This is a genomic window from Caballeronia fortuita (genome assembly GCF_001544835.2).
In the GTDB taxonomy this organism is placed as follows: domain Bacteria; phylum Pseudomonadota; class Gammaproteobacteria; order Burkholderiales; family Burkholderiaceae; genus Caballeronia; species Caballeronia fortuita.
The window spans coordinates 280,290-292,925 of sequence record NZ_FCNX02000009.1 but is presented as its reverse complement, the minus strand read 5'-3'; the positions used below and the strand labels follow the sequence as shown (position 1 = coordinate 292,925).

General features: G+C 56.9%; 9 protein-coding genes and 1 pseudogene. 4 read left to right on the top strand and 6 right to left on the bottom strand.

Going from position 1 to position 12,636, the window contains the following annotated elements:
* Positions 1–129: 129 nt before the first annotated feature.
* On the bottom strand, positions 130–1,137 hold the full coding sequence (locus AWB77_RS19230) for an AraC-like ligand-binding domain-containing protein (protein ID WP_167354157.1): 1,008 nt from the start codon (positions 1,135–1,137) through the stop codon (positions 130–132).
* A gap of 264 nt (positions 1,138–1,401) precedes the next feature.
* On the opposite strand from AWB77_RS19230, the gene AWB77_RS19225 reads away from it, so the two are divergent.
* Positions 1,402–2,445: a carbon-nitrogen hydrolase family protein gene (locus AWB77_RS19225; protein WP_244158579.1), complete on the top strand. Its 1,044-nt coding sequence runs from the start codon at positions 1,402–1,404 to the stop codon at positions 2,443–2,445.
* 94 nt (positions 2,446–2,539) lie between these two features.
* Here the strand turns inward: AWB77_RS19225 and AWB77_RS19220 are convergent, their stop codons facing one another.
* From AWB77_RS19220 to mdlC, 5 genes are all read right to left on the bottom strand, one after another.
* Positions 2,540–4,003 carry a benzaldehyde dehydrogenase gene (locus AWB77_RS19220; RefSeq protein ID WP_061136027.1) on the bottom strand — a complete coding sequence of 488 codons (1,464 nt, stop codon included), beginning with the start codon at positions 4,001–4,003 and terminating at the stop codon, positions 2,540–2,542.
* A 45-nt stretch (positions 4,004–4,048) separates the two neighbouring features.
* Positions 4,049–5,398 (bottom strand): MFS transporter, encoded by a 1,350-nt coding sequence (locus AWB77_RS19215; RefSeq protein ID WP_061136026.1) that lies wholly within the window; start codon positions 5,396–5,398, stop codon positions 4,049–4,051.
* Between the two features lie 109 nt (positions 5,399–5,507).
* The gene (locus AWB77_RS19210) at positions 5,508–6,587 is read right to left on the bottom strand and encodes an enolase C-terminal domain-like protein (protein WP_061136025.1); all 1,080 of its coding nucleotides are present in this window, start codon (positions 6,585–6,587) and stop codon (positions 5,508–5,510) included.
* A 21-nt stretch (positions 6,588–6,608) separates the two neighbouring features.
* Positions 6,609–7,772: an alpha-hydroxy-acid oxidizing protein gene (locus AWB77_RS19205; RefSeq protein ID WP_061136083.1), complete on the bottom strand. Its 1,164-nt coding sequence runs from the start codon at positions 7,770–7,772 to the stop codon at positions 6,609–6,611.
* A 19-nt stretch (positions 7,773–7,791) separates the two neighbouring features.
* Positions 7,792–9,369, bottom strand: coding sequence for a benzoylformate decarboxylase (gene mdlC, locus AWB77_RS19200; RefSeq protein WP_061136024.1), 1,578 nt, complete (start codon positions 9,367–9,369; stop codon positions 7,792–7,794).
* A gap of 416 nt (positions 9,370–9,785) precedes the next feature.
* Between mdlC and AWB77_RS19195 the strand changes: the two genes are divergently transcribed.
* From AWB77_RS19195 to AWB77_RS36905, 3 genes and pseudogenes are all read left to right on the top strand, one after another.
* Entirely contained in the window at positions 9,786–10,088 is a 303-nt protein-coding gene (locus tag AWB77_RS19195; protein ID WP_061136023.1) for a DUF4148 domain-containing protein, read from the top strand.
* A gap of 974 nt (positions 10,089–11,062) precedes the next feature.
* Positions 11,063–11,776, top strand: a complete 714-nt coding sequence (locus tag AWB77_RS19190; RefSeq protein ID WP_061136022.1) for a helix-turn-helix transcriptional regulator — start codon at positions 11,063–11,065, stop codon at positions 11,774–11,776.
* A 96-nt stretch (positions 11,777–11,872) separates the two neighbouring features.
* A pseudogene (locus AWB77_RS36905) lies at positions 11,873–12,331 on the top strand (transposase); the annotation flags it as partial.
* Positions 12,332–12,636 lie beyond the last annotated feature (305 nt).

Sequence of the window (12,636 nt, the reverse complement as noted above, 5' to 3'; positions counted from 1 at the left end):
AAGTCGTGTAACCTCTGGAAGCACAACGGCCCGGATCGTCGATGGCGGTTTCCGATTCCGCCAGTGCAGCGTGATTTCGAGAACAACCGGCGTTCGCCGAGTAATGCCAGGCCAGTCGTCGTCATGGACCTATTGCGGTGAGATGGTGGATGGCACGCGAGGAGCAAATGCCGCATCACAATTTATCGCTAGACGATACTCGCGCGGGCTAACGCCGAATCTATGGCGAAAGGCGCGACTGAAGTGAGCAGCGTCAGAAAACCCAGATTCGAAGGCGACCTCCTTGATGCTCCTCGCGGCAAACAGTCTGCTGCGAAGTGCCGCCCGCGCGATATCAAGCCGTTCTTGCCAAATCATTTCCGCAACTGACACGCCTTGTCCCTCGAACGCACGGTACATCGCGCTCACGGACATATTCAGCGCCTGCGCAACTCCACGAACACTTAAATCCGAGTCGGTGGCGTTCTCGCGTATAAAGGCTTTGATACGGTCTTCCTGCGCGCGGCTGGATTTCGAGCGCGAAACACCGTTCGCGGGCTGTAGCGAGCGAAGGTTGGCTGCAATGAGGTCAACAACAGCGTCAGACACACACAAAAGCGAATCTGGCGATGACTCGTCGATAGTCTCCGGGAGTCCTCGGAGCAAACCGCCAAGAAGCCGTCCCACTGGGGCTTGTCCCGTTATGCAATGAGCAGTCAGGGCTTCCGCGTTAGGAACTTGTAATCGAAGCTCACCTCTGGGAACGCTCACGACAAACTGCTCGAAATCCCCCGTGAAATCCAGGGCATAGGGCCTGGTGGTGTCATACATTGTGAAATCGCCTGGTGCCAGCGCGGTCCGACGGTCGTCTTGCGTGACGGAGCTAGTCCCTGACACCTGCATCACGACGAGAAAGAACTCGCCTTCATGGTCTGACGCCTTCGGGGACATTCGTTTGAGCGTTTGCTTCGTCGACGAAACTAGTCGCAAATCCAATTCAGATAGGGTCCAGTGCTTTAGCGACGCTTGCAGCGCCCGGTCGGAAGCCTCATCGCTGCGCTCGTACTCGAGCTTGACAAACATCTGCCGCAGCAGGTGCAGCCAAGCGTCAATTTTTTGCCCTCGAGGCACATCTTGGCTCACTGCGTAGTTGTACATGGCCTTCTCCCACGTATTGGCGCCCTCTTGGGCTGACATGCGTAACGGCGCCATGAAAATTCTGAAATTGGTCACATGACCACATCGTGGGCTAGCAACCTAGAATTCCGTTGGAATTTTTATCCAAGTGTTCTGACAAACGTAGTCAACGGTTCATTTTATTGCCTGCTTACCCTGCAACATCAACCCGTCTAGTTTCGTAGCGCTGCGACGGGCGCCTCGACCCAACGCGCTCGACGTTTATGCTCATTAATGGAGGACGAAGTGCAGAGCATCATCAATCAGAAGTTCAAAGTGGCAGCAGTGCAGGCGGCTCCCGAGTTCCTCGACCTGGATGCAGGTATCGCTAAAGCGATACGGCTGATTGAGGAAGCCTCGGCCGCCGGCGCGTCCCTGATCGCGTTTCCAGAGGTCTGGTTGCCTGGCTACCCATGGTGGATTTGGCTCGACTCCCCGGCTTGGGGCATGAAGTTCGTACAACGCCATTTCGAAAATTCCCTCGAAGTTAGAAGCGAGCAGTTCGAGAAAATCAAGGCTGCTGCTGCCGCCAACAAAATTTTTGTCGTACTGGGTTTCTGCGAGCGTGCAGGTGGCTCCCTCTACATCGCGCAGGCAATCATTGACGACCAAGGGCACTTAATTGCAACGCGTCGCAAGCTTAAACCCACGCACGCTGAACGTACCGTCTACGGTGAAGGCGATGGAAGTCATCTCGCCGTCCACGACACTTCGCTCGGCCGGATGGGTGCGCTCTCCTGCGCCGAACACGCACAACCGCTTACCAAATTCGCGATGTTCTCCCAGCATGAGCAGATACACATCGCTGCATGGCCAAGTTTTTCCATCTACCGCGGAGCTGCCTTTCAACTCAGTGCCCAAGCGAACAATGCCGTGAGTCAGGTTTATGCACTGGAAGGCCAGTGCTACGTGCTGGCGCCATGCGCGACTGTCTCGAAGGCGATGCTGGACATGTTGATCGACTCTGACAGCAAAAGCTCCTTGCTCCTGGAGGGCGGTGGCTTCGCAATGATTTACGGTCCCGACGGCGCACCGCTCTGTGCACCTCTTGACGAGAAAGCAGAGGGTCTGCTCTATGCAGATGTGGATTTGGGACAGATTGGCGTGGCTAAAGCAGCGTTTGATCCCGTTGGCCACTACTCACGGCCCGATGTTTTCCGCCTTCTGTTTAACAATAAACCTGCGACCCTCGTTGCCGACTTCGGTAGCGAGCCCTTGCGCGAGGCCGCGAAAGCTCCCGTCGCAGAGGATGCTGACGCTTTGTCGAGCAACACTGGCATGAAGGACTAGGCAACCGCGGGCAAAGCAGGTTACGCCGCGAACGCCTCGACATTCCCGGAAGAAGATCTTATTCCGGGAATGTCGAGGGACTTCCCTTTGCTACTTAGAACGGGTACTTGATAGGCGCGTCCATCGCGCTCACCCACTGCGTCTGGGTGAACTCGTGAATGTTTGCCGCACCGCCAAAGCGACCGCCGTTTCCTGATGCGCCCATGCCGCCGAAAGGCACGTGAAACTCGTTGTTCACCGTCTGGTCATTAACATGGACCATGCCGGACCTGATTCGTGAGGCAAGCGCCCAGCCACGCGACAGCGATCGGGTGTGAACTGCAGCAGCAAGCCCATACGGTGAAGAGTTCAGCAGTTCGACTGCCTCCTCCTCTGTATCGAACACCGTGATAGGTGCCACTGGTCCGAAGATTTCCTCGTTGAATGCCGGCATATCGGGCGTGACATCTGTGAGCACCGTCGGCTGGTAGAAAAGGTCGCTGTACTCGCCGCCAGTGCGCACCTTAGCGCCAGCCTCAACGGTCTTGCGGACAATGTCGTCGACCCGGTCGCGCTGCTTCTGATTAATCAACGGCCCGAGGTGCACTTGATCCTTGAACGGATTGCCGACCCTCAGCGCCTTGGCTCGTTCCACGAGCTTGTTCGCATAGTCCTCAGCCACCGAGCGATGCACGAGATGACGGCCTGTCTGCATGCAGATCTGCCCTTGATGGAGAAAGGCACCCCATGCTCCGTTTGAACTGGCCGCATCGAGATCGGCGTCGTCCAGCACAATGAGCGCATTGTTGCCGCCGAGTTCCAGGGCAACCTTTTTGAGCATCTGACCGCAGGTCGCGCCAATGGAGCGGCCGACTGCAGTCGAGCCGGTGAACGAAATCATGCCGACTTGCGGATGGCGAACCAATGCGTCACCCGCCTCCGGGCCGCCCGGAATGACATGCAACACTCCAGACGGCAATCCAGCCTCCTCAAATACCTTCGCGAGGAGCAGGCCTCCGCATACCGCGCTCTGCACGTCCGGCTTTAGGATGACCGCGTTACCGACCGCGAGCGCGGGAGCAACAGAACGAGTCGCCAGCAGCACGGGGAAGTTCCACGGCGCGATGACGCCGACCACACCGATGGGAACATGACGACAGATGTTCATGCGACCCGGCATGGTGGACGGGTACAGTTCGCCATCCGGCTGCATCGTCAGTGCGGCCGCAGCAATGAGTTGCTCATACGTTGCGTGCAACTCCCACTGCGCTTTGGCCGGAGTGGAGCCGCACTCGCGCACGTTCCACTCGTTGATTTCGCCTTCATTCTGTTTCAACAGGCGAGCCGCTTCGCGCAGAACAGCCGCGCGCTGGTCGAAGGGCGTCGCCGCCCACGCAAGCTGGGCCTTTGCCGCAGACTGGACCGCGCGTGCAATGTCGTCGCGATTTCCATTGCCAACATTGCCTAGAATCTCGCTTGTAGAAGGCTCAACGACATTCGACACGCCGCCGAGTGCGCTCACCCACCCATCGGAGTAAAGGCGACCGCTCCATTCTTTCGTTTCTGCGCCACTGTTCATGGTTTCCTCGCTACTCTGGTTCGTTGAATCGGATAAACGGTCTAATTACTTTACAGAAGCGACCGCGACGTCTGTGTTGCTCTCGGTACCTCGTTTGTTGGACGTGAGCGCGATCGCGATAGCTGCAATAACCCCCGGCACAGCAAAAAACAGGAAGTTCAGATTGACTGGAAGGTCCTGCGCAAACAGGTAGCCACCAACGGCAGGACCAGCCACCGCGCCGAAACGTCCAACAGCAGCGGCCCAACCTACACCGGTCGAGCGCACGTTCGCCGGGTAAAACAATGCTGCAAAAGCATGGACAAGGCCGAGCGTACCAATGGTTGTCGCGCCGGCCAGCATCAGCAAGATAGTCAGTACAATTTGATTCTGCTTGTAGCCAAGACCCGCGATGGAGACTGCCGCAACCAAAAAGAACAGAATGAGTGAGTACTTGCCGCCGATCTTGTCCGCAAGCCAGCCGCTCAGAAGACCACCGAGAATCGCGCCGATGTTTAGGGTCAGGAGGAACGTCAGGCTCGAGCCAAGCGAATATCCATTTGCGACCATCAGCTTGGGAAGCCAGGTCGTCAAGCCGTACATCATCAGCATGCACAGTCCAAAGCCAACCCAGATGAGAAGCGTGTTCAACGCCCGGCCTTCCGTGAAAAGCTGGACGGTCCGAAGCTGCCTGACGCCGTGCTCATGCATATCCATATGGGACGTCACCAACTGCCGTGCCGTACCCTTGAAGCTCGGCGCAATCTTGCACAAGATCTTATCGGCGTCGTCATACCTCTTGTTCGCAAGCAAAAACGAGATAGATTCCGGCAAATAGCGGAGAAGAATGGGAAGCGTCACCAGCGGCACGCCGGCGAGAAAGAAGTTTGCACGCCAGCCAAACTCAGGCGTAACAACTTTGCCTGAAAAGGCAGCAATGACGCCGCCGACGGGAAAGAAGCAGAGCATCGTAGTAATCATGATGTTCCGCTTAGACTTCGACGAATTTTCGGCCATGAGCGCGACAATATTCGGAACCATGCCGCCAAGACCGACACCCGTTAGCACTCGACAGATAATGAACTCCGTGGGGTTTGTCACAAATCCATTGGTCAAAGCCGCCGCGCCGAACACGCAAAGACAGATTAGGATGACGCGGCGCCGACCAAACCGGTCGGACGAGATTCCGAGGGTTAGAGCCCCTATCATCATTCCAAAGAGCGCACTGCTGCCGATAATGCCGGCGAGCACGGGTGAAATTTTCCAGTCCGACATCAAATACGGAAGGACAGACCCGTAGATGACGAGGTCATAACCATCGAAGGTCATGAGCATCGAGCACCAAAACAGGATGAGGAGATGGAATCTGTTCAGTCGCGCTTCTTCGACTACGTAGTCGGTGGTTCCCATGCTCATGGGCGTCTCCAATTGAATTCTGCTAAGCTTTGAGCAGAGCAGTATAGTTAGGTTACCTTATCGTCGGTTAAGAGCGAGTGTCCGTTAGGATCGGTCCTATGTGCCGCCTCTAAACCCTAAAGCGCTCTACCGCTTCCTCGCGCCAGATAATGCCTGCGCCGGCGACATCGCCGAAGTGGACCTTGCCATCCTTGAATTTGAGCGTTGGCTCGAGAACAGGGCCTGCCATGTCCATGCGCTCCAACCAGTGACAGGTGGGGGTGACCGCCAGCACATGAGCACTGAATTCCTGGAAGATGTGGCTTGACAACGGCAGGCGAGCTTGGTCGGCCAACGCCGAGGCGCGAAGCCAACCGGTCACACCGCCAATTTTCATGAGGTCAACCATCGCAAGGTCGCAGGCGCCGACAGACAATGCCAAAGACATTTCTTCCGGACCGAACCAGTTCTCGCCCATCTGGATGGGCGTGTTCAATTCGTCGCGGATACGGGCGTGCCCCTTGTAGTCATACTGCACGGTGGGCTCTTCAATCCAGGCGACCCCTTCCGGCTCCAAAATGCGCCCACGCCGGATAGCCTCGGGAACGGTCTGGCTCTGGTTGTAGTCGACCATGATCTGGATGTCATCGCCAACTGCGTTACGGATGCTTCGGATGACCTTCACATCTTCTTCGACGGTTTGGTAGCCGATTTTGGTCTTGATGGCAGCGTACCCCTCTGCAGCGGCGCGCTTCGCTCGCTGCGTCGCAAGCACGACGCCGTCCATACTGTGGCTGTCGTAGGCAGGAAGGGGCTTCGCAACACCTCCGAGCAGCTCGACGAGCGGGACGTTGGCTGCTTTGGCCTTCGCGTCCCACAACGCCATGTCGATGCCAGCTGCTGCAATTTTGACCAATCCGGTATTGCCGATGAGGCGAAATTTCGATTGAAAAAGCTGGTCAATCTTGTACGGAGCGAGAGCCTCGCCCTTAATGATTGTCGCCAACTCTTCGAGCATCAGCTGCGTAGGCTTGAGCGCCAGCGGGGTGTAAGTAAATACGTATGCGCGACCAACCACGTCGCTGTTCGTCTCGATATCGATAAGGACAAGGGGCGACGTCGCGACAACGCCCACCGCTGTCTTGACGGGGTATTCGAGAGGTACATTGACCGCGCGTGCTCGGAGTCCGGTGATGAGGATGTCGTTCATTGGCTTTTATCTAAGTCAGGCTTAGAGATGAAAAGGGGCAGCAATGTCGGCGTGGCACTCGCTGGCGTCCCATATGAAGTCGCTGCCCAGCTTCGACACAGACGGACAACCAATTTGCGCAAGCGTCCGGTCAATCTCGTCCATGAAAATGCTCAAAACTGCCTCGACGCCTTTGGGCCCTTGTGCGGCAAGTCCATACAGCGTTGCGCGACCCAAGAGCACTGCTTTGGCGCCAAGTGCGACAGCCTTTACTACGTCTGACCCACGCCTAACACCGCTGTCTACAAAAACCGGACCATTGATGCGCGCGGCTGTCGCAGCGACGGTCTCCATGGGAGAGATCGCGCTATCGAGCTGGCGGCCGCCGTGATTCGAGAGGATGACGCCGTCTGCACCAAGCTGTATGCATCGCTCTGCGTCTTCCGGGCGTGCCAAGCCCTTGATAAGAAGCTTGTGCGGCCACTGGTCCCGCAACCATTGAAGGTCGTCGAATGAGAAGCTTGCGTCCATCTGTCGGCTCATCAGAGCAGCCTGCAGCTCTGTGTCTTGAACCTGGTCACTCGCAAAATTTGCCAGTTGAGGCATCCCATTGCGCAGCAGGTCGAGTGACCAGCGCGGGTGCAATGCACCATCGATGAGCGTGCTCAAACTATATTTAACCGGCATGCCGAAACCGTTGCGCATATCACGTTCGCGCTTGCCGTTGACGCCGACGTCGGTGGTGAGAATCAGTGTCGTGTAGCCGCAGTCCAATGCTCGTTTGACAAGGAGCTCGGCGAGCTTTCGATGCACAACGTAGAGCTGGAACCAACGTTCACCATCCGCGCCTCGAGCGACCGCCTCGATCGACGCGGTTGATGCCGTCGACAAGGCGAAGGGAATGCCAAACTTGGCCGCTGCACGAGCCAGCACCAGATCTCCATCCGGCCAAAGAACGCCATTTAGACCGGTTGGAGCAATGACCACCGGGGCTTTCAGGTCCTTGTCAAAAATTTTCGTGCTGATGTCCCGCTTGCTCACATCAGTCAGGCGATGCGGACGGAAACGAATATCTTCGAAGACTTTGCGGTTGTGTTGCATACCGAGCTCGTCCTCTGCGCCGCCTTCCAGATAGTCGAAGACCATCTTGGGTAGCCGCTTACGCGCCAAGGCTCGATAATCCGCCACGTTTATCGGCTTGTTCATTGCACTTTCCCTCTGCCACTCACGCTGACTGCAGGTCAACTTCGATCAGCATTGGCTTTTTGCTCCCAAGCGCCTTGCGCAGCGCAGATGCCAATTCTTCGCTAGACCTCGCGTTGACAGCATCCACGCCGTAACCTTCAGCCAGTGCGCAGAAGTCAAGGCCCGGAACATCAAGACCCGGGACGTTTTCTGCCTCAAGTACGCCGGCAAACCAACGAAGAGCGCCGTAAGTGCCGTTCTTCATGATGATGAAGATCGCAGGGATGTCGTATTGTGCGGCCGTCCACAGGGCTTGAATACCGTAGTTGGCAGAACCATCGCCGATTACGCCAATGACGCGGCGCTCGGGTTTGGCCAGTTGAACACCGACAGCAGCGGGAAGCCCGAACCCCAACCCGCCAGCCGCGGCGAAGTAGTAACTGCCTTGCTCCGTCATGCGTAGCCGCTGCCACAACGCGTTGATTGTCGACGTCGCCTCGTTCACGTAAATGGCGTCGTGCGGCGCGATGTCGTTGAGGATGTCGAATACCCGTTCCGTGGTGAGGGCGCCTGATACTTCGGTCGGCGCCGGTGTGGCCCGCGGAGCCGGCGGCGGACGCCTCGTGCTATGCACATTCTTGCTCAAAGCGGCCAATGCAAGGCCGACGTCGGCAACGATTGCATCGCCCATAGGCGCGCGTGCCGCTTCGTTGATATCACAGGTAATCGAAATGAGTCGAGCGCCGGCGGGGAGGTAGTCGCCTGGCTCATACTGGTGATAGCGGAAGACTGGTGCGCCGACAACCAGAATAAGGTCGTGCCCTTCGAGGAGACGGCTGATGCCGCTAATGCTCGCGGGAAGCAGACCTTGGAACGATGCATGTGTCGTCGGGAACGAGCATCGGGGCGCCGACGGCGCCATCCAAACAGGCATCGCAAGTTTCTCGGCCAGTGTTACGGCGTCGCCATTGGCAAGGTTCGCATCCACGTCGGGACCAACGACCATGACGGGATTGCGCGCGCCGTCAAGAACCGAAACCAGCATCGTCAGCGCGTTGGACGATAGCGCCCCGGCCGACTGCACCGTGCGCTCCGCAAGGTGCTCAAAGCCAGGGCCGGCTTCCTTACTCCAATCGTCATAAGGCACGGAAACATAGACCGGGCCGGGAGCAGGAGCTGCCGCCGTGTGAATCGCGCGGCTCAATGCGAGAGGCACGTCTTGCGCGCAGGCGGGCTCGCAGCTCCACTTCACGAGGGGACGCGGCAGCGAGGCGGAATCCACGTTGGCGAGCAAAGCCTCGACCCCAATCATGGCGCGGACCTGCTGACCAGCGGTCACGACCAGCGGCGTATGGGAGTTCCATGCGTTTGTTAAGGCGCCCATTGCGTTACCCGTACCCGCCGCGGAATGAAGGTTTACGAAGCCAGGGCGGCCCGTGGCTTGTGCATAACCGTCTGCCATCCCTACCACCACAGCTTCCTGAAGGCCAAGTATGTAGCGGAAGTCTTTCGGGAAGTTCTTGAGAAACGGCAGTTCGTTCGAACCCGGGTTGCCGAAAAAAGTTGTCAGACCTTGCTCGCGCAGGATCTGGTAGCAGGCTTGGTGAACGGTTGTCATAGCTTTTCCTTATCAACTAGCCAGATAGTAAAAGCGCGCGCCCACCGAAGCCAATCATTCTTTTTTTGCTCAAAAAATAGATACGGTCTATATCAGGGTATTCACCGAGGAAGGAGTGATATGCATGCGAAGCGAAGGCGGCGACCGCTATTTGGCTGGGCGGGTTTGGCATCCACAATCGCCATCGCTATGAACACCGCCATCAAAAGAGCCCGACAAGGTGCAGCCGGTGGCGTGGCTGATTCAAGCCCGTTGGACGCCTAGCCGCTCCGGCTTTCAGCGACGCCTACTCTGTGGACGCGGAGCGGTCGCCGAAGAAGTATGCATACGGGTTATTCGGATCGCGCAAAGGTTTAATGTTGCATTGCGCAGGCTGAAGTAATAAGTAAGAGATCTCTTAACGATTCGCCGCCGCATTGGCGGTCCCGGCGGTCTCGTCGTTTGCCCAAGGCCAGCCGCTGACGCGCGCCGAGGTCACGGCAGATCCGGTTCAAGTCGAACGGGCCGGCTACAACCCGAGCATTGATCGCGCGACTTATACCGCAGCGATCGAAGCCGCAGAAGCCAAGGTCTCTTCAGGGAACGGCCAGACTGGCTACGGTGGCGACGCCGAGACGTCGTCGGCTTCTATTGGCCTGGCACACACGGGCAACAGCGTCACACCGGTCACCTCGATCATTGATCCGCGTCGAGAACCGACGGCTTCTTTGACCGTTTAAAAGAACTGGCCGCTGTCGGTCTGACAGACGGCCAGTTCCTTTTTCGACGCCGCCACCACCGGCTGAGCCGACGGCTTAGCCAGCGCTTAGCGACAACAGCGTCATCATCAAGGAGCGGTTGACGGAAAGCGCTCATCTTTGCGATCGAATCAGCGCACATTACGCGGAACCTGCGCGACGTCGAAAATCGGCATGGTCTCGTGCTAGATGCACGCTCATGCACGGCAATAACACCGCCGGTGAGACGTGTTAGCCATAGTTCATTCTAAAAATTAAGAGCGATCTCACGTTAACCGTCACCCGTCGAGGCCTCCGGCCAATGAAACTCCGGCAGCACGGTTAATCTGCAATACGCTTGACGATCGTCATTCCCAATCCGATTCCGAGTTCGTCCTGCCCAGAACCGTGATAAAACCGGTCCGATTTCAGACAACAACCGGTATGCGGGTTCGTGCGGGCGGTTCGAGTATTTTGAGTCATGAGGGCCGTGGCATGCCAAGACGGTCGATAGGCAAGGCGCATCGCTCGATTCGACAGTAGGATGCTATTGCGCTACCGGCGCCGGATGTTCGCGGCTACCCTCCCGGTACCCCTTCCGATTCGTCCAACGCCAACATCTCCCGATACTCGCGCGAGCAATGCGATCACCGACGCATCCAGGCGAGTGCATCATTGAGCGACTGCATATTCAGGCATTGATGGTGTCTATAAAGGTCTCTCGATAGGAAGGTAAATCCTTATTGTCTCAAAGAGGCGAACAGGTCAACATGCTTCGTAGTATTTCGGCACATCCATCCTACTCCGGTTCTCAATATTTAATGTTCGGTTAATACTTCATTGCCGCTGTGGTGTAGCCGCATGAGTTCACAGCATTTCCAGCACTAGCGGAATCGACAGGGGCGCGCTGTCGGGGACAGCAAAGAGTCCGCCACGCATCGACGGCGGAGATAGCCACGCAGCTGTAGAGGTCTCTCGTGAATCTTTCCGTTTCTGACATCACTTTGGACGAAATGCGCCTTTTCGGCGACATCGTTGCGCTGCTCGAAGAGTTGGGACCGATTGTCGATGTCAGAGGCGTCGTCCTTCCTTCCATCACAAAGCTCCTACGCGCCGACTATTGTGCGTCGTTTGAGTACGACCAGCGTTCTGGACTGTGGGTCAATGGAATCTCCTACAACGTCGATAAGACGCATGTGTCCCACTACGAGACTTGGTTTCAGCATAACGATCCGATGACGGACACGCTCAGGAAACGAGGGGCTGCCACTTTCGTCGAGGAAGTGATTTCTCGGCATGACCTTGACCACAGTGAGTTCTATAACGACTTTCTGCGACGCGATGGCCTGCATCATGGCATTAACGTTCACTCGTTTGACGGCGGCAAGCACATCGGCGATCTGAGAATTTGGCGAGCACAGTCTCGACCCGAGTTCACGGACCGCGACAAAGTACTTCTCGACGGCATTGAGCCGTTCTTACGACGTGCTCTTACTCGTCGCCGATGCTCGTCAGCGGACCTTACTGAGCGTGAAAACGATGTTGCTCAACTCGTTGCCACAGGATGTACCGACAAGGAAATCTCGCGCATACTCAACATTGAAGCATCGACTGTGCGTACCCATTTGCGTCGAGTGATGACAAAGAAGGGAGTGACGAACAGGTCAAAGCTTGCGGCCGCGCTCGTCTAGCGAATGTCTGCCGAATTGCTCTATTAGCCGAGGCATGCATCACCTGGATCGAAGTTTTGGAACCGCAGTGATGCAATGACGTAACTTCACCTTGTACTGGGTTTTTCAACTAAGCGCACTTGCAAGAGTGAGTTCTTAAACGCGATGGGTTGGGTGATACCGTCGTCGAAGCTGGCTTTGATGGAGCCGCATTACTTAAAGCGTAGCACTGCACGAGCGCCGATTGGTGGCGCGACGATGTTACAGATTCACTTTATTCAATGGTTTGGCGTGTCGGACCCAGCGATGGCAGAGTCTGTATCCGATGTTCCGTTGTATCTTGGTTTCGCGGGCCTGGTGGCGACATGACGCGCTTGCCGGACGAAGCTACAATCATTCGTTGTCGGCACCTGCTTGAGACAGTGGCATTGCTACTCGCAGAAACGGCCCTCGTTCATACCGTCGTCAGCACCGCGGCGAACGTGGATGATATCTACGCGGCACAGACGCTGTTGCATGGATGAAGAAACGGATATGTACGATGACGCCGGATATCAGGGCATTCACCCAAGTGAGTCAACTCGTGCGATATGTGGCGCATTGCGATGCGCTTGAGCGAATGAACGACGTTGAACCTTACTCTACCTGCTAGCTAGTTATATTGTCGATCGCTGTCGGAACGTCAGAGGTCGTGCGCGGCGGCCCGGAAAACTGCGGCGCAACTTCCGTCGTGCCGCAGCAGTTCCACTGCGCGGAGAGTCATCCAGTTCACGGGATATCAATTAGCAATCCTTTGTACCGTTACTGCGCTAATGCTCAGCAAAAGCCATTTGCTGTGCCGACCGACATCGCGCACGGCGGGCCTCCTCCGCTTACGGGGA

What these genes read in the sequence shown, in the direction of transcription:
- AWB77_RS19230 (WP_167354157.1), bottom strand. Translation starts at nt 1,137, where the DNA reads ATGTACAACTACGCAGTGAGCCAAGATGTGCCTCGAGGGCAAAAAATT.
- AWB77_RS19220 (WP_061136027.1), bottom strand. Translation starts at nt 4,003, where the DNA reads ATGAACAGTGGCGCAGAAACGAAAGAATGGAGCGGTCGCCTTTACTCC.
- AWB77_RS19215 (WP_061136026.1), bottom strand. Translation starts at nt 5,398, where the DNA reads ATGAGCATGGGAACCACCGACTACGTAGTCGAAGAAGCGCGACTGAAC.
- AWB77_RS19210 (WP_061136025.1), bottom strand. Translation starts at nt 6,587, where the DNA reads ATGAACGACATCCTCATCACCGGACTCCGAGCACGCGCGGTCAATGTA.
- AWB77_RS19205 (WP_061136083.1), bottom strand. Translation starts at nt 7,772, where the DNA reads ATGAACAAGCCGATAAACGTGGCGGATTATCGAGCCTTGGCGCGTAAG.
- mdlC (WP_061136024.1), bottom strand. Translation starts at nt 9,369, where the DNA reads ATGACAACCGTTCACCAAGCCTGCTACCAGATCCTGCGCGAGCAAGGT.